Here is a 22,931-nt window from a genome sequence, read left to right on the forward strand (position 1 = left end):
AACCGGGCCGGTACGAGTCAGGCGGACGGCGGCGTGGAACCGGCGGCGGTGAGGTGGTCGGCGAGCCCGCGGACCGTCGGATGACGGAACAGGTCGGGCCAGCGCAGGCCGTTGCCGATGCGGGTGAGGCAGCGCAGGGCGGACATGGAGTCGCCCCCGAGCGCGAAGAAGTCGTCGTCGCGGCCGACCGCGTCGACGTGCAGGACGTCCTGCCACACCGCGGCTATGTACTCCTCCCAGGCACCGACCGGAGCCTCGGTGGCCGCCGCGCCGGGACCCGGTTCATCCGGGGTCGGGGCGAGGGCGACGAGGGCCTTGCGGTCGAGCTTGCCATTCGCGTTGAGGGGCAGCTCGTCCAGGACGAGCACCGCGGCGGGCACCATGTACGAGGGCAGTGCCTTGGCCAGGTGCGCGCGCAGTTCGTCGGGTCGCGGCGCCGGACCGGGATGGGGGACGGCGTGAGCGACCAGTTGCCGGCCGCCGCCGGCGTCCTCCCGGGCCGTGACGACGGCCTCCCGCACGGCGGGGTGGGCGCGCAGCACGGCCTCGATCTCACCCAGTTCGACGCGCAGCCCGTGCAGCTTGACCTGGAAGTCCTTGCGGCCGAGGAGCTCCAGAACACCGTCCGGGCGCCAGCGGGCGAGGTCTCCTGTCCGGTAGAGGCGGTCGCGCACCTCACCGTGCGACCAGTTCAGGAAGCGTTCGGCCGTCAGGTCCGGGCGTTCCAGGTAGCCGCGGGCCAGCCCGGTGCCGGCCAGGTGGAGTTCACCGACGACACCGGGCGGAACCGGCTGTGCCGCGTCATCGAGGACATAGGCGCGCTGGTTGGCCATGGGCCGGCCGTAGGGGATGCTGGTCCAGGTGGGATCGGTCTCCACGACTTCGTAGAGGGTGGAGTGGATCGATGCCTCGGTGGCTCCGCCGAGGACGATGAAGCGGACATCGGGGGCGAGCGTCCGGACCCGGTCGGGCAAGGACACCGGAACCCAGTCGCCGCCGAGCATCACCAGCCGTAGCCGCGTCAGGGCCGCGCCACCGGTGTGCTCCAAGTGTTCCGTGAGCAGTTCCAGCAGGGCCGGGGCGGAGTTCCAGACGGTGACGTCGTGCTGGGCGAAGAGCCGGGCCCAGTACGCCACGTCTTTGGCACGGTCCGCCTCGGGCACCACCACGGTCCCGCCGGCCGCGGTGATGCCGAGGAATTCGTAGACCGACATGTCGAAGCTCGGCGAGGACAGGGCGAGGACGCGGTCCGAAGGGCCTACGGAATAACGGGAGTTGAGGTCGGCCAGGTTGTTCACCACACCGCGGTGGCGCAGCGCGATGGGCTTGGGCAGGCCCGTCGAGCCGGAGGTGTGGATGACATAGCACAGGTCGTCCGGCCCCGCGGTCCCGCCGGGGTCGGTCTCCGGCTGGTCCGCGAGTTCCGGCTCCGTGCCGTCGAGGAGTCCGTCGGCCAGGACGACCAGCCGCTCGGTGCCGGGTGACGGAGCGGGCAGTACCGTGGCCCGGAGCCGGTCGGTGACGACGACGGCGCAGGAGGTGCCCTCCAGCATGGCCGTCAGCCGTTGGGTGGGGTAGTCCGGGTCGAGGGGCACGTAGGCGCCGCCGGCCTTGAGAATGCCCAGTACGGCGCAGAGCAGGGTGGCGGAGCGTTCCAGGCACAGTCCGACCCGTACGTCGGGGCCCACCCCGGCCTGCCGGAGACGGTGGGCGAGCCGGTTGGCGGCGGCGTTGACCTCGCCGTAGGACCAGGTGCGGGAGCCGTGGACGACGGCGGGCGCACCGGGATCGGCCGCGGCTCGCCCCTCGAACGCCGTGTGCAGACAGGTGTCGTGCGGCAGGTCGGCCGAAGTGTCGTTCCACTCGGTCAGGACCCGGTGCGTCTCCTCGGCGGTGAGGAGGGCGAGCCGGGACACCGGGGTGTGCGGCTCCCGGAGGGCGCTCTCCGTCAGGGTGCGCAGGTGAGACAGCACACGACGGGCCGTGTCGGCCGTGAACAGCCGCTCGTCGTAACGCAGTTCGGCGGCCCATTCGTCATTCTGCCGGTCCAGGGCGAGGTGCAGCTCGTACGGCGGGACGTCCTGCGGTGCGGCGCCGTGAGCGACCGCCACCGCGGGTGTGCCCCGGTGGGCGGTGGGGGGCACGGGGGTGCGGCCGGCCACCAGGCCGGTTGCGGTGGAGTCCACGGCGACGGCGTGTCCGGTGATCCCGTCCGGGGTGGCGATCGCGATCAGGTCCTGCCCGGTGAGGCGGTGCAGCAGCGCCGCGAAACAGGCGACGAGCAGGTCGCCGGACGCCGTACCGTCCTTGCGTACGGTCAGGGTGCCCCGGACCGAGCCGGTCGCGCGGGGTTCGGCGCCGGCACGGCGCGGCCGGTCGGCCGGGACCAGTACGGCGGGCCAGGCGGTCGGGGCGCCGGCGGTCATGATGTCGGGACTCACAGGGAAACTCCTGTCGGGAGGGCACCGGTGCCGTCGCCCCGGACCGTGGCGTGCGGCAGGGGGTGGCGAGCGCACAACGCCCGTACCCGTTCGCGGAGACGGATGCGCTGGTGGGGGTCGATGCGGTACTCGGTCTCGCTCAGCGGTGTGGTGGCGCTCAGGACGGCGTGCATGAGTTCCGCGCACTCCCGCATGTGCTCCGGACCCATACCGCGCTGGGCGAGGATGTTGCAGCCCAGCCGGACGCCGCTCGTGACGAGAGGCGGCCGGGTGTCGTCCGGTATCCGGTTGCGGTTGACGAGGATGCCGCACGCCTCCAGGGCCCGTTCGGCGACCACTCCGGTGAGCCGGCTGCCGCGGAGGTCGATCAGGACCATGTGGTTGTCGGTCCCGCCGGTGAGCACCCGGTATCCCAGCCGTGCCAGTTCGGCGGCGAGAGCGCGGGCACCGGCGACGGTCAACCGCGCGGTGCGGGTGAACCGGGGTTCGGCGGCGAGCGCGAACGCGCGGGCCTTGGCGGCGATCGACGCGGGAGCGGGGGTGCCCTGGGTCTGCGGGAAAACGGCCCGCTGCATCAGCCGGTCCAGCGGAGTGCGCCCGTCGGGGCCCGCAGCCCGGTGGTCGCGACCGCTCATGATGACGCCGCCGCGCGGGCCGCCGAGCTGCTTGTAGGTGCTGGTCGTGGTGATGTGCGCGTGGTCGACGGGGCTGGGGTGCTCACCGGCCGCGACCAGGCCCGCGATGTGCGAGATGTCGGCCAGCAGATAGGCGCCGACCGAGTCGGCGATCTCCCGGAAGCGGGCGAAGTCCAGGGCCCGGGGGTAGGCGCTGGCACCCGCGATCAGCACGGAAGGACGGTGTTCGAGGGCGAGTTCGGTGACCTGCTCGAAGTCGATCAGGCCGTGCCTGTCCAGGCCGTAGTGCACGGCCCGGTAGTGCCGTCCGGTCACCGAGGCCGGGGAGCCGTGCGTGAGGTGGCCGCCGGCGTCGAGGCCGAGACCCAGCAGGGTGCCTCCGGGCGGTACGAGGGCGGCGAGCACGGCGAGGTTGGCGGAGGAGCACGAGTGCGGCTGGACGTTGGCGTACCGCGCCCCGAACAGGGCCTTGGCGCGGCGCACGGCGAGCCGTTCGACTTCGTCGAAGTTGACCGCGCCGGGGTGGTAGCGGGCGCCGGGGTAGCCCTCGGCGGTGACGTTGGACAGCGCGGAGCCGTTCGCGGCGAGGACGGACGGGGCGGCGATACTGGCCGACGCGACCATCGCCAGGGTGGTGTCCTGGTCGCGGACCTCGGCGTCGAGCAGGCCCGCGAGCTCCGGGTCCTCCCGGCGCAGTTCGGCCAGGCCCGCGTGGGCGAGTGCGGCCTGGCCGTCTTCCGTCGCGGCCGACAGCGGATGCAGGGGAGAAACGGTCACAGCTGCTCCTCGATCAGGCGCCACAGTTCCGGCATGCAGTCCAGCAGGTAGAGATGGCCGCCGGGCATCTCGTACTCCGCGTAGTCCTTGGTGGTGAAGGTCTTCCAGTCGGCGACCCCCTCCGGGGTGGCCAGCGTGTCCGACACACCGCGCAGCGCGGTGAGCGGGACCGGCAGCGGGTCGCACATCTCGGGCCGGTAGTCGCCGTACTGCTCCAGCAGCCGGGCGTCGGAGCGGAGCGTCGGCAGCAGGATGGCACGCAGTTCAGGGTGGTCGAGTGCCTCGAAGCCGCGCGAGCTGTCCTGCTTCAGCCGGTCGACGGCCTCGTCGTCGTCGTCGCTCAGGCCCGTGTAACCGCGGTAGCGGGGGCTGCGCGTGCCACTGACGATCAACCGCACGGGCAGCGGTCCTCCGGTCTCGTACAGATGGCGCGTGACCTCGTAGGCGATCAGCCCGCCGAAACTGTGCCCGAAGACGGCGAAGGGCTCGCCGGCCGCGGCTTCCGTGACGCGGCGGGTGACGTCGGCGACACACTCGGGGAACGAGGTGTAGCGAGGGCGGGAGAACTCCTCCTCCCGGCCCGGGAGCTGAATGGGAACGGCACGGGCGCTCCCCGTGGCCATGGTCTTCCAGGAGCGGTAGACGCCGGCACCGGCTCCCGCGTACGGCAGACACATCACGCGTGTCATCTGGCGATCTCCTCAGTGGTGGTCGTGAGCAGGGCGAGGCGGCGTCCGACGGCGTCCGACAGCTGTGCCAGGCGCCCCGCCCAGTACCCGCCGGCGGGGGCCTGGAGCATGCCGTCGAGGCGGTGGCCGGGCAGCTCGTTCACCTGGAGCAGGACCTCGGCCTGGATGCCGAGCGGGGTCACGGGCTCGGTGCGCATCCGGACCGTGCCCGCGTCGTGGACGGGCCGCGGCCAGCTCTCGTACGCGAACAGCGCCTGGTACAGGGGCATGCGGCGCCCGGGGCGGGTGCGCACGGCACGGATCAGGTCGTCCTGTGGGAGGTCCATGTGGAACAGACCGTCGGTGAACGTCGTCCACGTGCGCTCGCACGCGTCGGCCTCGGCGGGCATCCGTATCCGCACCGGCAGTGTGGTCAGCAGGCAGCCGATCGCGTCCGCGAGGTCCGGGGTCCGGGTCGACACAGGGGTGCCGATACAGAAGTCCTCGGCGCCGCACAGGTCGTACAGGGCCTGGGCGTACGCGGTGAGCAGCACGGCGAACGGCGGACAGGCCAGGCGCCGGGCCGCCTCCCGCACCGCGACGCCGGCCTGGCCGGGGAACCGGACGACGTGAGCGTGCGGCTCGCTCCGGGCCAGCTCCCGCTGGGTCGGACCGTCGCTGTCGCCCGGGAGATCGGGCACTCCGTCGAGCACCGTCCGCCAGTGAGCGGAGAGTTCGGCACGCCGTGCGGCGTCCGGCGGCTGCGGCACGCGGTCGGCGAGCGGGGCGGGTTCGGGTTCCCCGGCAACGACATGTGCGTGGGCCTGGGCGAGGTCGGCGGTGAACACCTCGTGGGACAAACCGTCGTACACGAGGTGGTGGGTCAGGACGTACAAGGTGGCGCCGGGGACGTCACCGGTGTCCTCGGCGAGCGCGAGGACCACGTGCCGGCCGGTGGCCGGGTCGAGAAGCCCGCTGTCGGCCAGCTCTCGGGCGGCCGCGTCGAAGGAGGTGCCCGGGGGGAGTTCGAGCAGCGGCGGTGCGACGGGCGGTACCGTCGCGCACCACAGCTCTCCGTCGGCCGGGGCGAAGACCGACCGCAGCGCGGGGTGCCGGGCGACCACCCGCGCCGCCGCGCCGGCCAGAACCTCCCGGTCCAAAGCGCCTTCGATACGTACGGTGCTGAGCACGCGCCAGGCGGGTGAGCCCGGGGCGATCCGCTCGGCGAACCAGAACTGGCGCTCGGTCGCGGTGGCGGCGCGCCGTTCGGCGGGCAGGGTGGTGGAGAGGTCCATGGGCGTCACCGGGCCGAGTAGCCGGCGTCGACGGTCAGGGCGGTGCCGGTGACACGGCGGGAGCCGTCACCGGCGAGCCAGAGCACGGCCGCCGCCACATCGGCCGGGTCGACCAGGGTGTTCATCGGCTGGTCGGCGGTGAACAGCTCCTCGTGCTCGGCCGCCGGCACGCCGAGCGCCCTGGCCACCTCCGAGAGCATCCGGCCGTCCATGGCGGGTTCGTCCCGGATGTTGCCGGGGCACACCGCGTTGACGCGCACCCCGTACGAGGCGTAGTCGAGGGCACTGGCCTTGGTCAGGCCGACCAGCCCATGCTTGGCCGCGACGTATCCGGCGAAGTTGCGATAGCCCACCAGGCCCGCAGTGGACGCGATGTTGACGATGGAACCTGAGCGGCGTTCGACCATGGCGGGGGCGAACACCTTGGTGGCGCGCCAGGCACCTCCGAGGTCGATGTCCACCATGAGCTGCCAGTCTTCCTCCGCCGTCTCGTGCACCGGCAGCCCCGAAGGCGCCACGATGCCCGCGTTGTTGACGAGCACGTGCGGCGCGCCGAAGCGGTCGTGCGTCCGCTCGCGCAGCTCGGTCAGGGCCGCGAGGTCCCGGACGTCGACGGCGGCGGTGAGCACGTCCGCCCCCAGGCGGCGGCAGGCGTCGGCGGTGTGGGCGAGCTGGCTCTCGGAGCCCAACGGGTAGGGGACGCCGGGAATCGGGGCGGCCACGTCGAGCAGGACCAGGTCCGCGCCCTCGGCTGCGAACGCCAGCGCGCAGGACCGTCCGGCGCCGCGCGCGGCGCCCGTGATCACGGCCGTGCGCCCTTCGAGGGTGCCGTCGGCCGGGTGTGCCGTGGTCATCGGGCGCTCGCCTCCTCGTCCAACCGGGGCCCCGGGTCCGCGCCGGGCGCGGCCTCGTCTCCTGCGTCGTCGGTGCCGGGCCGCTCGTCCATGGCGCGCAGAGCGGGCCACCGCCAGCTGACGGCGATCAGGACGAGGTAGACGAGCGAGAAGCAGAGCATCGGGCCGCGCAGACCGGCCAGGTCCACCAGCCATCCGGCGGTCAGCACGCCGAGCGGGGCGGAGGTGAGGGCCATGGCGCCGGTGAGGCCGAAGACCCGGCCGCGCAGATGCTCGGGGACTCGCTCCAGCATGACCGTCGAGAGCATCGGGTTGAGCGGTCCGCCGGCCACCCCGACCAGGAAGCAGATCACCGTCACGCCGATGGTGCCGGGCTGGAGGTAGAGCGCCATGCGCAGTACGGCGACCACCGCGAAGCAGCCGAACAGGGTGTAGCGGCGGTTGGACAGTATGTTCCGGCTCGCGGGGCCGTACAGGAAGGTGCCCACGATGGCACCGATGCCGACCGCGCCGAGGAACCAGCCCATGGCCGCGCTGCTGTGCAGCACCTTCTGGGCGTACACCGGCAGGAAGAGCGGGGTGAAGGCGTCGTCGAGGAAGTTGGTGACCACGACGAAGGCCGTCATCGCTCCGATCACCGGCATCGTCCTGACCAGGGCCGCGCCTTCGCGGAGCTGGCCGAAGAAGCCGGGCCCGGCCGGCGCGTCACCCTGGGGCTTCCTGGGCTCGGTGACCGGCACCGCGAACGCGACGAGCGCGGCGGCGACGAGGAAGGTCGCGGCGTCGACGTACATGCCGACGGCCGAACCGGTCGCCGCGATCAGCACGCCGGCCAAGGGCGCGCCGGCCACCAGGCCGAGCCGGGGGGCCGCCTGGTACCAGGAGTTGACGCTCTCCAGCCGTGCCCCGGCGTTTTCGATGACGGGCTTGAGCAGAGCCATCCGGGCGGCGGTGGCGGGGGTCGCCACGACCGTGCGGACGAACAGCAGGGCGAGCAGCAGCGGAATGGGCAGCCCCGTGGTGGCGTCCAGCAGCGGTACGAGCAGCACCAGGAGGCCGGCCGCCAGATCGGACAGCACGCTCAGCCTGCGTCCGCCGAACCGGTCGACCAGGACACCGCCGACGGCGCCCGCGAAGATCAGCGGCAGCGCGCCGATGAACCCGGCGAGACCGGTGGTGGCGGTCGAGCCGGTGGTGTGCAGGACGAACAACGGCACCGTCACGACCGTGACCGCGTTGCCGAAAGCCGACAGGTACTGGGCCGTCAGCAGGGCCACGAGGGGGCTGCGGTGCGGCGCAGCCGTTGCGGCGGCCTCGGTCATGTCTGTGCCCCCTGTCGGTTCCGTCGCTCCCGGTTGAGCCGTGCAAAAAGACGTTCCATGCTTTCCTCGGTCACTCCGGTCACACCCGGAAGGCCGTCCGGGAGCCGGGTCCGCCGCTGAGCCGCGATGAGGTCGCGCAGTTCACGGACCGCGGCCCCGGCGGCCTCGTGGACGGCGGTGGCGTCCACCGCGGCGGGGTTGAACAGCCAGCGCAGGACGACGTGGCCGTCGCGCACCCCGACCGCGATGTCCACGTCCACCTCTCGCTCCGCCTCGGCGTTGCCGGTGGCGGCGGTCTGCGCCGAGGCGGTGAAGAGGCCGGCCGAACCGTCGACCGGGTCCGTCAGCTCACCGAGGTGGTTCACGATGACCCGGGGCCGTTGCAGGGCCGTGAACTCCGCGCGCAGAGCGGGTTCGGCGGTGTACGCCAGCAACCCGAACGTCTTGCCGGAATCGGGGATACCGCGCAACGCGGTGACCGTGGCGCGCAGGTCGTCCCCGGCCGGGCCGCCGGTGAGGGGCACCCGGAAGGGATGAGCGGCCGAGTAGAAGCCGACGGCCCGGTCCGGGTCCCAGCCGGGCAGCCCGGCCAGCGGGTCGCGGCCCAGGCCGATCAGCCACACCGACGGCTGGTCGTGGGGCGCCCAGGGGCGCAGCGCGCGGGCGACCGCGGTGAGGGCCGCCGCCTGCAACGTGGCGTACCCGTCCGGGGGCAGTGGCAGCGACACCTCGAACGACTGCTCACCGGCATAGGTGTTGGCACCGTCCAGCCGCCAGCGGTACGGGCCCGCGCCGGCCGACTGCGCCCGCCAGTACGGGGCGTGCGGTGCCGGGTCCACGTTCCTCACGACGGCCGCGTGTTCGGCGTAGCCGGCGCGTTCGGGGGCCAACGGCTCACCCCGGTAGGCAGCGGCCAGGTCGGCGATGACGATGCTCCAGGACATCCCGTCGATGACGAGGTGGCTCGCGCCGATGACGACGCGGTCGGCCTCGCCGGGGACGCCGGGCAGGTGACTGACGGCGAACAACGGCCCCGCGGCACGGTCGAAGCGGGCCCGCTGGGCGGCCACCACCTGTCCCGGGTCGGTTCCGGCCGGTTCCGCGGACCAGTGCCAGGCCGCGCCGGGCACGAGCCGCGCTCCGAGGGTGTCGTCGGGGCGCACGGCGGTGGTCAGCGTCGGGTGGGCGCGCACCACGTCCTCGGCCGCCTGTCGCAGACGCCCGGGGTCCAGCGGGCCGGCCGCGGTGAGGACGTGGCTGTGCGAGAAGTCCTCCACCCGGGACAGGCCCCGGCTGAGGAGCATCTCCTGCTCGGGACCGGGCGGACCGACGGGCGGGATGGGCGCAGGGCTCGTGGGGGTGTCGCGGCGGGAGGCGAGGAGCTGGGCGAGTCCGGTCGGGGTGGGGTGGGTGAAGACATCCTTGAGGGTGACGGTGAAGCCGTCGCCGCGCAGCCTGTGAGCGAGCCGGACGGCGAGCAGCGAGGTCCCGCCGCTGGTGAAGAACACCTCCCCGGGATCGGTCGATTCGACGCCCAGCACCTCGCACCAGGCCGTGGTGACCCGGGTGAGGATCTCGGCGGCGACCGGTCCGGCCGCGGCATCGCCGGCCACGGTGCTGTCGCCGAGCAGCGGTGCGGGCGGCACGGGAAGGGCCTGGACGGGCCGCCGCAGCGGCTCGTCGGGGTGCCGCGTGAACTGCTCGACGAGCTGGAGCAGGCGATCGGCCATGGCGGCGACGGTGGTGTGCTCGAACAGCGCCGTGCGGTACTCGATGCGTCCGTAGACGGTCGCCCCGACCCGCCACCAGGCAGTCGTCAGGTCCATGGTGGAGATGCCCTCGGGCACGGCGTTCGCGTACACCTCGGCGCCCGGGAGCTCCAGGGTCTGCGAGTCGTCGAGGTCGAGCTGCACCAGCATGGTCTGGAGCAGCGGGTACCGGTTGGCGGAGCGGTCCGGGGCAGCGGCCTCGACGATCTCCCCGAAGGGCACTTCGCGGTGGTCGGCCACGGCCGCGGCGGAACGCGCGACGGCCGCGAGCACGTCCTCGGGTGTCGGATTCTCCGGCAGCCTGATCCGCAGGGGGACACTGGTCAGCAGGAATCCGATCAGCGGCTCCGCCTCCGGCTCGCTCCGGGTGGAGGTGGGGATGCCGATGATCAGGTCACGCTGGCCGGTGACCTCGTACAGCAGCGCGGCGTAGACGGCGGTCATCGCCGTGGCGGGGGTGGTGCGGGCCTGCCTCGCACGCTGGAAGAACGCCTCGGCGACCGTGCCGTCGAGCGTGAAGTTGTAGTGCTCGCCGCTGTGGTCGGTGGTGTCGGGGCTGTGGTCGTAGGGCAGCGCGAGGCGCTGGGGTACGCCGTCCAGGAAGGTCCGCCAGAACTCGCGGTGGCGGGCACCGTGCGGGCCTGCGAAACGCTCCCGTTGCCAGTGAGCCCAGTCACCGAACTGGACGGGCATCTCGGCCACGCGCGGCGGACGCGCCTCGGCCAGCGCCCGGTAGTGTTCGAGGAGTTCCTCGTTGAGACGCACGTACGACCACTGGTCCACGAACGAGTGCGGCATCGTCTCGACGATCTGGTGGTCGTCCTCGGCCACCTTGGCGACCGCGAGACGCAGGACCGGGTCGGCGGCCAGGTCGAAGGGGCGGCGGACCTGCTCCGCGATGAATTCCTGCCGGCGCGCCTCGATCTCGTCGGCCGGTACCTCGGTGGTGTCATCACGCGTCAGGTCGGTGAAGCGGAGGTCCGCCCGCCGGTCGGGGTGCACCCGCAGGAAGGGACGGCCGTCCTCGGCCTCGGCTCCGGAGCGCAGCAGTTCGTGGCGGCTCACCAGGGCGTCCGCGGCGCGCCGGAAGAGATCCCGGTCGAAGGCCCCCCGTACGCGGAGCCCGTAGCCGAGGGTGTACGTGGTGGTCCCCGGGTCGAGCTGGTCGAGAATCCACAGGCGTTCCTGGTCCATGCCGAGCGGGAAGCGGTCCCGGGGCCCCGGCCTCGGGCGCAGTACCGGGCCGTTGCGGGCGGCGAGGCGGCTGGTGAGCGCGGCGCGCTGGGCGGGGCTGAGCCGGGCGAGCCGGTCCGTCAGCCGCTGGTCTGCCGGGGTGCTCATGCGGTCCTCTCGACGGCCGGGACACCAAGGTGGAAGAGGCTGGGCAGCGCATCCAGGACGTCGGAGGCCGGCAGCCCGAAGTCGATCAGGCAGCCCACCTCGTCGGCGCCCGCCTCGGCCAGGTCGGCCAGGACGGCCCGGGCCTTGGCAGGGCTGCCGAGGAGCGAGGGACCGGTCAGGAAATCCAGGTAGGCGCTCTCCAGCAGTACGAGTTCGTCGCTGCTGTCGGTCTGCTTGCGGAAGGACCGCAGGTAGGAGTGCATGGCCGGGCGGAGGAAGTCCTCCAGGTCCGGCCGGTCGCTGACATAGGCGTGTGCCATGACGACGACGTCGCCCTCGCCGGGATGACCGGCGTCCTTCCACGCCTGCCGGTAGCGGGCGATGTTCTCGCGCAGGGCGGGCATCGTCTGTCCGAGGAGCGCGGTCGCCACCCCGTATCCGGCCTGGGCGGCGGTGACGAAGGTCTGGGGGGTGCCGGTGGCGGTGAGCCAGACGGGCAGCTCGGGCTGGACGGGCCGGGGGCGGGTCAGCACCTGCGTCGTGGTGCCCGCGGTGGACGGGTACGGCAGGGTCTCGCCGCGCCACAGGGCGCGGATGTCCTCGATGGTGCGGCCGGTGACCGCGCGCCGGTCCTGGTAGTCCTCGCGGGCCAGGGCGAAGTCGTCCGGGTGCCAGCCGCTGCCGAAGGAGAGGCCGACGCGGCCGCCGGAGAGCCCGTCCACCACTGCCCACTCCTCGGCCACGCGGGCGGCGTGGTGCAGCGGGGCGGCCACACTGCCGGCACGGATCCGGATGGTGCTGGTGCGGGCGGCGACCGCGGCGGCCAGTACCGCCGGGTTCGGCGAGAAGCCGCCGAACTCGACGAAGTGCCGTTCCGGAAACCACACGGCGTGCTGGCCCGCCGCGTCGGCGGCGGCCGCCGCCTCCAGGACGAACGCGTAGTAACCGGCGGCGTCGGCGTGGTCGGCGCTGGCGAAGAAGTAGAGACTGCGGCGCAGCCTCTCGGAGACTTCCGCCGGCCCCCGCCGCTGTTCGGCACGCCGGGCGCGCAAGCCCGCACTCAGCTGGCGTCGCTGTTCGGGGGTCAGCGCGTCCAGGCGCGCGGAGAGATCACTCATGGCTGGTCTGCCCCTCCTCGCTCTCGATCTCCTCCAGCAGCCGCAGCAGGGCGACGTCGTCGCGTTCGGCGGCGAGTTCCTCGGCCCGGGCGATGAACCCGGTGAGGGAGGAGTTCTCGTACAGGTCCTGGAGCCGGATCTCCACCAGGAGGGCGTCGTTGACGACGCTGACCAGGTGGGCGGCGTGCAAGGACGTGCCGCCGAGGTCGAAGAAGTTGTCCTCGGGGCGTATTTCGGTGATGCCGAAGGTGTCCTGCCAGAGGGCCCGGACGGCTTCGGCCGTCGACGTCTCCTCGGCCGGCTCCTCAGCGGCCGCGGTGACGGGGCCGCCCTCGTCGGCCGCGGTGACCGGTTCCGGCGCGGGCGCGTCGGCCGGACGGGCTTCGAGGGGCTGGGCCTCCGGGGCAGCCACCCAGTGCCGCTGGTCGGCGAAGGGGTAGGCCGGCAGCGCCACGACGCGGGCGGGCCGTGCGGGGCCGGTCGGTGCGTGACCCGCGGTCCACAGTGCCGCCAGGGCGCGGTACCAGTCGGCGCTCTCGTCGCCGCCGGCACGGCCTGCCGCGTCGACGACTGGGAGGTCGCGCTGTGCGGCAAGGGCGGCCCGGCGGACCTCTGCGGTGGCCGCGTGCGACCGGTGCAGGCCGAGGACGCTGTCCGGGGCGGCTTCGAGCAGTGCGGTGACCGCGTCCGTGAAGCGGACCGGGCTGCTCAACTGGCTTCCCCAGTAGGCCGGGTCGACCGCCTCGGCGTCGGTGAGCAGCGCGCCGGTGAGCCCGGAGACGATGGGCACGGCGGGTGCCGAGAGCGTCAGGGTGGCGACGAACTCCTGGAACTCCTCGGCCGCCTTGGCCATCGCGCGCGAGTGACCGGCGCGGGTGACGGGCAGACGCGTGGTGCGGACACCCGCCTCGGCGCAGCGTCCCTCGAAGGCGGCCAGCGCCTCTTCCGGGCCACCACAGACGGTGTTGTCCGGCCCGTTGAGCACGCAGACGTCGACCTCCAGGCCGGCCGCGAGCCGGACGGCGGCCTCCTCCCCGGCGCGCACGGCGGTCATCGCCCCGGGTTCTGCCGAGGCCATCAGCCTGCCGCGCCGCACGACGGCGGCCACCGCGTCGGGTACGGAGAAGACACCCGCGTGAGCGGCCGCGGTCAGCTCTCCGACGCTGTGTCCGAGCAGCAGCCCCGGGACCAGGCCGTGCCGCTCGGCGTGGCGCAGGCCCGCGAGGCCGAGGATCAGCAGCAGCGGCTGGACCACGGCGGTGTCGAGCAGGCGCGGGTCGTCGGCCGGCCAGTTCCGGGCGTCGGAGAGGTCGGGGCCGCCGGCCCGGCCGACCTCGGCGGCGAGTTCGGCCAGGTCCGCCGCGAAGCCGTCGTCGACGGTGGCGAGCCCGGCTCCCGCACCGGCGAGCGGGACGCCCTGGCCGGGCAGCACGACGGCGAGCCGCGGCGCGGTCACGGCGCGACGGCTGTCGTTCCCGGTCAGTGCGGTCAGCTCGGCGAGGAGGCGGTCGCGGGCCTCGGCAGGATCGGCGGGCAGGACGGTCGCCCACCGCTCGGGCAGTGCCCTGCGGTGGTGCCACAGGGTGCCGGTGAGTTCGGCCACGGGGACTTCGGCGCCCTCGCCGTCGAGCCACGCCGCCAGGTCGCGGGCCCTGCGCTCAAGGGCTTCGGGGGTGGCCGCGGACAGCACGGCGAGGTGGGGCTCGCGCCGCACCGCCGGCGCCTGTTCGGCCGAGCCGGTGGGCCGGGGCGCGGCGGTCAGCAGCACGTGGCAGTTGGTGCCGCCGAGTCCGAACGAGCTGACGCCCGCGGTACGGGGCCGGTCGGCGGGCCAGGGGCGGGAGACACGCGGCAGTTCGAAGGACGCGGAGCCCAGCGCCACGTCGGGGCCGTCGCCGGGCTGGGACGGGGTCGGCGGCACCACGCCCGTCTCGACGGCGAGGACGGCCTTGATCAGGCCGATGACGCCGGCCGCCGAGTCGCAGTGCCCGATGTTCGGCTTCACCGCGCCCAGGGCCAGCACGGAGTCCGCGGGCCGGCTGCCGTACACCTCGGCCAGGGCGGCGAGTTCGACCTGGTCACCCAGGGCCGTACCGGTGCCGTGCGTCTCGACGTAGCCGACGTCGGCCGGTTCCAGCCCCGCGACGGCCAGGGCCTCGCGCATGACGTCGGCCTGGCCCTGCGGGCTGGGCGCGGTGGGACTCATGCGGGCGGCGCCGTCGTTGTTGACGGCGCTGCCCAGCAGGTGGGCGCGGGCGTTCTCACCGGTTCCCGGCAGGTCGGAGGCCCGGCGCAGCACCACGATCCCGGCGCCGCTGGAGGGTACCGTCCCGGCCGCGCTCTCGGTGAAGGCGCGGCACCGGTTGTCGGGGGAGGTGATGCCGCCCTCGGTGAAGGCGTAGCCCTGTTCCTCGTCCAGGTGGACCGTGGCTCCGCCCGCGATCGCGATGTCGCACTCGTAGGTGAGCAGGCTCCGGATCGCCTGGTGGACGGCGACGAGGGAGGTGGAGCAGGCGGTCTGGACCGTGATGGCGGGACCGGTCAGGCCGAGCCGGTACGCCAGGCCGGTGGCGAGGAAGTCGCGTGAGTTGCCCAGGGCGAGCTGTTCGGTGCCGAGGACGCGTACCGTCTTCTCGTCCTTGAGTACGTGCTCGCGGTAGTAGGTCTCGCTGCCGCACCCGACGAACACTCCGATGCGGCCCGTGGCGCGTTCCGGGTCGATGCCGGCGTCCTCCAGGGCCTGCCAGGCCACTTCGGTGAGGACGCGGTGCTGCGGGTCGGTCGCCGCTGCCTGGGCGGGCAGCATGTTGAACAGGTCGGCGTCGAACCGGTCGAACCGGTCGATCTGTCCCGCGCGCAGCCCACCGTCGGGCGCGGCGGCCCGCAGGGAGACGACACCGTCGGTGATCGACTTCCAGAAACCGTCGGGATCGGAGCTGCCGGGCACGCGCAGGGACATGCCCACGACGGCGACAGTGTCCGTGTCCGCCGAGACCGTACCGGGGTCGTGGTCCTGGCTGTACTCGCTCACACTTCCTCCTGGTTGGCCCGCGCACCGGAGGGCGGGCCGATGATCGCCGCGAGGCGGCGTGGCGTGGGGTTGCGGAATATGTGCTTCAGTTGGGACCCCGGGAATCCGGTCGTGCGCTGCAGCGTGTTGAGGCGGACCGCGAGCAGGGAATTGCCGCCCAGCTCGAAGAAGTTGTCGTCGAGCCCCACCGGTACGCCGAGGAGTTGCTGCCACACCCGGGCGAGCCGGTCGGCGGCCGTGGGCTCGCCCGGCGCCGTCGGCAGGCCGGTGCCCGGGGTCTCCTGTGGCGGAGCGGGATCGTTGCCGCGCGCCGGTTCGGGCAGCCGGCTCGGGTCGAGCTTCCCGTTGACGGTCAGGGGCAGCGACGGCACCGGGGTGAGGGTCGCGGGCAGCATGTGCGCGGGCAGCCGGGCGGCCAGCCACCGGCGCAGTTCCGCGAGGTCCGGCGCGGCGTCGGCACCGACGAGGTAGGCGTCGATCCGCGCGGTGGCCGCGTCGTGGGCGTCCCGGACGACGGCTGCGGCTCCGGTGACGGCGGGGTGCGCCAGGAGCGCTCCGCTGATCTCGCCCAGCTCGATGCGGTGGCCGCGGATCTTGACCTGGTCGTCGAGCCGTCCCAGGTGCTCCAGTTGGCCGTCCGGCAGGATCCGGCCCCGGTCGCCGGACCGGTAGAGCACCTCCTCCGGGAGTCCGGCGATGCTGCCGGGTACGAAGCGTTCGGCGGTCAGTTCGGGCCGGTTCAGGTACCCGGCGCTGACGCCGCTGCCCGCGACGTGGATCTCGCCGGGAACTCCGGGAGCCACCGGGCGGCCCTCCTCGTCCAGCACGTACAGCCGCCACCCGGGCAGGGCGGGTCCCACCGACCGCGTCCCGGAGAGGGCGTCCGCCCGGGTCAGATCGCGCCACGTGCAGTGCACGGTGGTTTCGGTGATGCCGTACATGTTGACCACCCGGCAGGCCCGCTCCGGGTAGCGGTCCATCCAGGGCAGCAGCATCCGCGCGTCGAGCGGTTCACCGCCGAAGATCAGCAGACGGACGAACAGGTCCTCCGCCGAGGCCCCGTCCGCGGCCAGGAGCTGGGCGAACGCCGACGGCGTCTGGTTGAGCACGGTGACGCGTTCGGCGACGAGGAGGGCATGGAAGCCTTCCGGGTCGCGGGCGACCCAGTGCGGTACGACGACCAGATGGCCGCCGGTCAGCAGGCAGCCCCAGATCTCCCAGACGGAGAAGTCGAAGGCGAAGGAGTGGAAGAGGGACCAGACGTCCTCCGCGCCGAACCCGAACCCTTCCGGACCGGCCGTCGCGGACAGCAGAGCGGCGACGTTGCGGTGGCGTACCAGGACACCCTTGGGAGTGCCGGTCGAGCCCGAGGTGTGGATGACGTACGCCACCCGTTCCGGGTCGGCTCCGGGCAGTGGGGTGTCGGCCCCGGCGGGCGTGGCGCCGGCGGGCAGCAGGGTCAGGTGCGGCGGCAGCAGTCCCGGGTCGCAGTCGGTCACGGCGGTGGTGAGACCGGTGTCCTCGGCGACGAAGGCGAGCCGTTCGCGCGGGTAGTCCGGGTTGAGGGGTACGTAGGCGGCGCCGGCCTTGAGCACCGCGAGCAGGGCGACGACCAGGTCCGTGCCGCGGTGCAGGCACACGCCGACCCGGTCCCCCGCGCACACTCCGGCTTCGGCCAGCGACCGGGCGAGCGCGGTGGCGCGGGTGTCGAGCTCGCGATAGGTCAGGCGCTGCTGCTCGCAGCTGACGGCGACGTGGTCGGGCAGACGGGCGGCCTGCTCGGCGAAGAGCGAGGCGAGGTCGCCGCCGGCCGGAACGGTGCCGGCGGACGACGTCCCGGTGGGATCGGCCGGTTCGGACGCGGGGACGGTGGACAGGCGCGCGAGGGGGGCGCTCGGGTTCTCGGCCATGGCAGCGAGGGTGGTCTCCAGTTGGCGGCAGAAGCGGATGGCCGCAGCCGTGTCCACCTCGGTCGCCCGGTGACGCAGCAGGCCGCGCCGCTCACCGCCGAGGTCCTGCCGGACGTAGAGGGCGAGGGGGAACTGAGCCGGACCGAAGCCGGGGTCCGGCAGCGCGGTCGCCGTCAGCTCGGGCGTGACGATGTCGGGCAGGGAGCGGCAGGGGACGACGACCAGGGAGAGGCCGGCGCGGTCCGAGGGCGGCAGTACCGTCGACAGGGGCAGGTCGGCGTCTCGGTAGGCGGTCATGGCCCGCCGGTGGGACCGGCGCAGATAGTCGGCCACGGTCTGGTCGCCGTCGGTCTCCAGCGGCACCGGCACCGTGGCACTGAAGTAGCCGACGGCGGTCGCGTGGCGCGGGGTGCGGCGGGAGATGGTGGTGCCGAGCACGGGGCGGGCGGTGGCGCTGTTCCGGCTCAGGACCAGGCCGGCGACGGCGAGGACCAGCGAGTGCCGGGTGACGCCCAGTTCGGCCGCCAGTCTGCCCGCGGCGTCCCATACCGCGTCCCGGATCAGCAAAGGCACCGCGCCGGAAGGTCCGGCGGGCTCCGGCCCGGGGGTGGTGGCCCATTCCAGCGTGACGGACACGCCGGGCTGGAGACTGCGGGCGAGTTCGGCGGCCCGCTCCCGCCGCGCGGGCGGCAGTTCGTGCCGGCTGAGGGACCACTGCGCGAAGGATTCGGCCGGGAGGCCGGGTGCTTCCCCGAGCAGCCACTGGGCGAGCACCGCCATGGACGTCTCGTCCACGATCAGGTGGTGGGCCGTCAGGCAGAGGTGAGCGGTACGTGGGCTGTGGCGGATCAGGACGACGCGCAGGAGGGGCCCGTCGTCGAGGTCGAACGGCCGCAGCGCTTCCCGGCGCATGCGGGCCCGGGCGAGCGGCCCGTCGGGGTCGACGGGTGCGTCGGCGACGAACAGCTTCGGGGGGCGGCGGCCCGGGACGAACACCAGCCGGCCCTGATCCTCCGTCACCCGCGAACCCAGCAACGGGTGGGCGGCGAGCAGCGCGGCGAACCTGGCGTGGAGGTCGTTCTCGTCGAGGGTGCCGTCGATGCGCAGGAACAGCGCGGAGTTGTACGTGGCCGGGTCCTCCGCACTGCGGTCCGCCGCGTACAGGTCGCACTGCCCTGGGGTGAGGGGCAGCACCGCCACCCCTCTAGTCACGTCCGCCGGCGAGGGCGGCCCGGAAGAGGGTGGCCGCGTCCGGGGCCTCCAGTATCTCCAGGTAGTCGAGCTCCTGCCCGGTCAGCTTGAATATCCGGTCGGCGAGCAGCACCGCCTTCAGCGAGTCCCCGCCGTTGGCGATGAAACCTTCATTCGGATCGGCTTCATCACCGAGCATTTCTTTCCAGAGTGCGGAGAGCTCTTCCGTGGATATCTGCATCACAGGCCTCCCGTTATTCCCTCGAATAGCGCTGCTCCCGAAACAGGACATCGCCGACCACAGACGCTCGGCGGTGACTGCCGTCCGGGGCGCGAGAACGGGAAAGATCATCGTCAGATCAGAACGGAACTGTCAACTGAAATTTTTGTGAAGCAGCGCGATGAAAACCAGCCACCGTCCAGATTTCAATGGTGTTTCCGGCACTCCGGCAGGGTAGCGAGGACAAAGGGGTGAAAATGGACCATTCCCGCAGGCTTCGCCGCGTTCTTCGGCATTCTCGTAAAGCCGAACCTTGAAGTGTGCCGGTGGTGTAGAGGTCGTTTCATTCCCCCTATTGCACCCCTAGGTGATCTTGACGAATTCGAGTGGACCCACTTACGATCCAGAATTTCTTGCAGTCGACCGATCAAGGACGCCGAATGCAGAATCCTGCGACTCCCGGGCAGCTCCGTTTCTTCGTACTCGACATGCAGCAGCCCCGGCCGGCCATCGTGCATCGCCTGACCGCTTCGGGAACGGTGGACATCGACCGGCTGCTGGCGACGGTGAGTGCCGTCCTGCGCGCGCAGCCGGCCCTGCGCGTCTCCTTGCGCATGGAACCCGACGGACTGGTCCAGCACCTTCACCCCGTCTCCGAGGTGCCGGTCGGCGTCCACACCCTGCCGGCGGACGAGGAGGCGGCACGCGAGGTCCTCGAACGCCACCTGGCCTCGCTCGCGGCGCCGTTCGACCACGCCGGTGCACCACTGTGCCGTATCGCCGTGCTGCACCGCGCCGACCGGGCCCACCTGCTCTTCTCGGTGCACCACGGTGTCTTCGACGACGGTTCCGCCGCCGCCCTGCTGGCCTCGCTGACCACCGCTCACGGGTCGGGCCCGGACAGCCTCGCCGACGCCGAGGTGCCGCAAGGCGACCCGTCCGCCGAACGACAGGACCTCCTGCGGAAGTTCTGGGCCACCACGCTCGACCAGGCACCGGAGAACTGCTCCCTTCCGCAGCTCACACCCGGCGCGGACCGAGCCCGCGCCTCGGTCGCCACCCGGTTGCCCGAGGACCTCGTGGACCGGATGCGCCGACGTGCGGCGGAGACCGGCGCGAGCCTCTTCACCCAGGTGATGAGCGCGCTGGCCTGGGTCGCCGGGTGGTACGGCGGCACCGACGACATAGTGGTCGCCACGGTGAGCGGAGCCGAACGGGACACCCAGGGCATCTCGGCCGTCGGCTGTCTGCAGAACACCATCCCGGTCCGGGTCGACCTGGCCGGTGCCACCACCGAGAGCCTGCTCGACCGGACCCTGGACGCCCTCCTCGACGCGGTCGAGCACGCGGAACTCCCGCTGGAGGAGATCCTGGCCGTGACCGGCGCACCACGGCACCCCGACCGCAAGCCGTTCACCCAACTGATGTGCACGCAGGGTGAGTTGTTCACCGAGGTCGTCGACGCGTCGGGTCTGCGATGGCGTATGGACCCGCCCCGGTCCGACCAGGTCGAGTACGACCTGAGCGTCACCCTGCTGCACGCTCCCGACGGCGGGGAGCACCTGGTCGTGGCCCATCCCCGCACGGCCCTCGACGCAGGCACCGCGGAGCGCTTCCTCGCCCACCTCGTCACCGCCCTCGGCGCTCTGACCGCGTCGGACGCCCAGCCACTGACCACGTGCGACCTCCTCGCCGCGCCCGAGCGCGCCGAACTCGACGCGCTCGCCGGCACATCGGTCGCAGTGGCCGCCGAGCCGGTGCACCGCGTCATCCAGAGCCGGGCGGACCAGGCCCCGGCAGCCGTAGCCGTCCGTGCCGGCGGCGTCGAGCTGGACTACGCGACCGTGACCGGCCGCGCCCGGGAGCTGGCGGCGGCCCTTCTCGCGGCCGGCGTGGGCCCGGGGGACCGGGTCGCCATCCACCTGGACCGTTCACCGGACCTGGTCACCGCCGTCCTGGCCACCTGGTGGGCGGGCGCCGCCTACGTGCCGCTCGACCCCGACCACCCGGACGAGCGGCTGCGCTACGTCCTGCGGGACGCCGAGCCCGCCGCGCTGATCGCTCGGGCCCCCCTGCTGCCGGACTTGCCGACGCTGACCCCGGACTCCTCCGCAGCGGCACCGGCAGCATGGCCGGACGTCGCCGCCGACGCCCCCGCCTACGTCATGTACACCTCCGGCTCCACGGGTCGTCCCAAGGGTGCCGTCATCCGCCACGACAACTTGTGCGCCCTGTTCACGGCCTTCGACACCGAATTCGCCGGGGGCCCCGCAGTCGTCCTGGCGGGTACCAGCCCGTCCTTCGACATCAGTCTCATCGAACTTGTCTGGCCCCTGACCAGCGGCCGCACCCTCCACCTGACCAGCCACCGCACCGTGCTCCGGGACATACCGGACCCCGACGGCGCGTTCTACCAGTGCACCCCGTCCGCCGCCCGGTTGCACACCGCCTCTCCCGAGGGCCGCGCGTTCCTCCGCGGGCTCGGCGCTCTGCTGGTCGGAGGCGAGCCGCTCGCCCCCGACCTCGCCGACGACCTCGCCGCTCTCGTCCCCGGTCCGGTACTGAACGGATACGGACCGACCGAAGCCACGGTGTACACCACGCTGTGGCGGGTCACCCCGGGTGCTCCCGTGCACATCGGGTTGCCGCTGCCGGGCGTGCGCTGCCACGTCGTGGACGTACACGGCCGCGATCTGCCGCCGGGCTGCCCCGGCGACCTGCTGATCTCCGGCGCCGGCGTGGGCAACGGCTACTGGCGGCGCCCGGACCTGACCGCCGAGCGCTTCCCCGCGCTGCCCCGGGCCGGCGGCACCACCGGCTACCGCAGCGGCGACGTGGTGTCCTTCACCCCCGGCGTCGGGCTCAAGTTCCTGCACCGGGCGGACGAGCAGGTCAAGGTGCTCGGCCAGCGCATCGAGACGGGGGAGATCGAGACCACCCTGCGCCGGCGTCCCGGAATCCGGGACGCCGCCGTCGCACCGCTGCCGGACCGCACCGGCGTCGTCGCCTTCCTCGTACGGGAGGACGGCCCCGCGGCGGGCCCGCGGCCCCGCTCGCTGCCCGCCACCGTCGCGGCGGAACTGCGGCGCGGCGCAGCCGACTGGCTCACCGGGGCCATGCTGCCCACCGCGTGGTTCGAGGTGGCCGACCTGCCCCGCTCTCCCAACGGCAAGCTGGACCGGCGGGTTCTCGCCGACTGGGCCGCCGCGAGCGCCGAGGCGGCGCAGTCCGCAGCGCCGCCGCTGCCCGGGACGGCCGCCGGCGCGGTCATGGAGGCATGGGAGCGCGTCCTGGGCGAACCGGTCACCGACACCGGGGCCACCTTCTTCGAACTCGGTGGCACGTCCTCCGGCATCCTGCGGGTGCTGACCCTGCTGCGGGCACGCCATCCCCGGCTGCACGCGGCGGACCTGTTCCGCCACACCACCGCCCGGGGGCTGGCCGGGTTCCTGGACACCCTCGACGCCGCCCAGGACGACACCCCGACCCCCGCCGGCGCGGTCCGGCCCCCTGCCCCGGCCGACGTGCCGACCGGTACGCAGCGCGGTGCCCGCCGCGCCCAGGCCCTTGGCCGCTGGGCCCGCCGGTGACCCCCGCCCCCCTCTCCGCGCCCCAGGAGTCCACGATGACGCTCTCCCTGATGTGCCTGCCCTACGCCGGAGGCGGGGCGGGAGTCTTCCGTCCCTGGCAGAACCAGCCCGGCCTGCCGTTCCGCGTCGTCCCGGTCCAGCTTCCCGGACGGGACGAATGGTTCGTCCAGGAACCCTGCACCACCATGGCGGACGCCGCGCGCGTGTGCGCCGACCAGATCCGCGAAGCGGCAGGCACCGGCCCGTTCGCCGTCTTCGGGCACAGCTTCGGCGCGCTGCTCGCGTACGAGACGGTCCGCTTGCTCGCGTCCGACGGAGCACCGCTGCCGGAACACGTGGTGGTCAGCGGGGCCGCGGCGCCCGACGTCGGCCGTCCCCGGATGGACGGCGCCCAGCTGGACGACGACGCGTTCGTCGCCCGGCTGCGTGACCTGGTCGGATACGATCACGAGGCCTGGCACGAGCCGGAGTTGCGGGAGCTGCTGCTGCCCGCGCTCCGGGCCGACCTCGCGGTCCAGGACGCCTACGTACCGACCCCCGGCCCTCCGCTGACGATGCCGGTGAGCATCCTGCGCGGCACTCACGACGACTTGGTGCGCCACGAGGACGCGGCCCGCTGGGCGGAGCACACCTCCTCCGGAGCGCAGCTCGTGGACATGCCGGGCGGCCACATGTACTTCACCGAGGACTGGCCGCTGCTCTGGAAGACGCTCGGCACGCTGCTGGGCCACGACTGACGGTCCGCGCCGCGCGAGAGGGCCGATGGGAT

General features: G+C 73.1%; 13 protein-coding genes. 2 read left to right on the top strand and 11 right to left on the bottom strand.

All coding sequences use genetic code 11. The annotated features are described in order from the left end of the window. Positions 1–17: 17 nt before the first annotated feature. Genes IG05_RS41660 through IG05_RS46485 form a run of 11 tightly spaced genes read right to left on the bottom strand, consistent with a single transcriptional unit; the run spans position 18 to position 18,593 of the window. Positions 18–2,441 carry a non-ribosomal peptide synthetase gene (locus tag IG05_RS41660; RefSeq protein WP_107051256.1) on the bottom strand — a complete coding sequence of 808 codons (2,424 nt, stop codon included), beginning with the start codon at positions 2,439–2,441 and terminating at the stop codon, positions 18–20. Next, on the bottom strand, positions 2,438–3,853 hold the full coding sequence (gene glyA / locus IG05_RS0100415; RefSeq protein WP_420707547.1) for a serine hydroxymethyltransferase: 1,416 nt from the start codon (positions 3,851–3,853) through the stop codon (positions 2,438–2,440). Before glyA ends, IG05_RS41660 begins: the two co-directional genes overlap by 4 nt. Then, a complete protein-coding gene (locus tag IG05_RS0100420; protein WP_030338207.1) occupies positions 3,850–4,542 on the bottom strand; it encodes a thioesterase II family protein in 693 nt (230 codons plus the stop codon). Before IG05_RS0100420 ends, glyA begins: the two co-directional genes overlap by 4 nt. After that, positions 4,539–5,816 (bottom strand): condensation domain-containing protein, encoded by a 1,278-nt coding sequence (locus IG05_RS0100425; protein ID WP_030338209.1) that lies wholly within the window; start codon positions 5,814–5,816, stop codon positions 4,539–4,541. The genes IG05_RS0100420 and IG05_RS0100425 overlap by 4 nt, the downstream gene beginning before the upstream one ends. A 5-nt stretch (positions 5,817–5,821) precedes the next feature. Continuing rightward, a complete protein-coding gene (locus tag IG05_RS0100430; protein ID WP_030338211.1) occupies positions 5,822–6,670 on the bottom strand; it encodes an SDR family oxidoreductase in 849 nt (282 codons plus the stop codon). Further along, the gene (locus tag IG05_RS0100435) at positions 6,667–7,992 is read right to left on the bottom strand and encodes an MFS transporter (RefSeq protein WP_030338213.1); all 1,326 of its coding nucleotides are present in this window, start codon (positions 7,990–7,992) and stop codon (positions 6,667–6,669) included. The genes IG05_RS0100430 and IG05_RS0100435 overlap by 4 nt, the downstream gene beginning before the upstream one ends. After that, on the bottom strand, positions 7,989–11,102 hold the full coding sequence (locus tag IG05_RS0100440) for a condensation domain-containing protein (RefSeq protein ID WP_030338215.1): 3,114 nt from the start codon (positions 11,100–11,102) through the stop codon (positions 7,989–7,991). The genes IG05_RS0100435 and IG05_RS0100440 overlap by 4 nt, the downstream gene beginning before the upstream one ends. After that, positions 11,099–12,220, bottom strand: a complete 1,122-nt coding sequence (locus IG05_RS0100445; RefSeq protein WP_051789327.1) for a MupA/Atu3671 family FMN-dependent luciferase-like monooxygenase — start codon at positions 12,218–12,220, stop codon at positions 11,099–11,101. Before IG05_RS0100445 ends, IG05_RS0100440 begins: the two co-directional genes overlap by 4 nt. Next, on the bottom strand, positions 12,213–15,251 hold the full coding sequence (locus tag IG05_RS0100450) for a type I polyketide synthase (RefSeq protein ID WP_051789330.1): 3,039 nt from the start codon (positions 15,249–15,251) through the stop codon (positions 12,213–12,215). The genes IG05_RS0100445 and IG05_RS0100450 overlap by 8 nt, the downstream gene beginning before the upstream one ends. Beyond that, positions 15,248–18,355: a non-ribosomal peptide synthetase gene (locus tag IG05_RS48775; RefSeq protein ID WP_234335695.1), complete on the bottom strand. Its 3,108-nt coding sequence runs from the start codon at positions 18,353–18,355 to the stop codon at positions 15,248–15,250. Before IG05_RS48775 ends, IG05_RS0100450 begins: the two co-directional genes overlap by 4 nt. Before the next feature lie 10 nt (positions 18,356–18,365). After that, a complete protein-coding gene (locus tag IG05_RS46485; RefSeq protein WP_158838667.1) occupies positions 18,366–18,593 on the bottom strand; it encodes a phosphopantetheine-binding protein in 228 nt (75 codons plus the stop codon). Between the two features lie 419 nt (positions 18,594–19,012). On the opposite strand from IG05_RS46485, the gene IG05_RS0100465 reads away from it, so the two are divergent. Together IG05_RS0100465 and IG05_RS0100470 are read left to right on the top strand one after the other, a co-directional pair. Beyond that, positions 19,013–22,162, top strand: a complete 3,150-nt coding sequence (locus IG05_RS0100465) for a non-ribosomal peptide synthetase (RefSeq protein ID WP_030338224.1) — start codon at positions 19,013–19,015, stop codon at positions 22,160–22,162. 35 nt (positions 22,163–22,197) lie between these two features. Further along, the gene (locus IG05_RS0100470; RefSeq protein ID WP_030338226.1) at positions 22,198–22,899 is read left to right on the top strand and encodes a thioesterase II family protein; all 702 of its coding nucleotides are present in this window, start codon (positions 22,198–22,200) and stop codon (positions 22,897–22,899) included. The last annotated feature ends 32 nt before the right edge of the window (positions 22,900–22,931 follow it).

This window comes from Streptomyces sp. NRRL S-1022 (assembly GCF_000720135.1).
GTDB lineage: Bacteria > Actinomycetota > Actinomycetes > Streptomycetales > Streptomycetaceae > Streptomyces.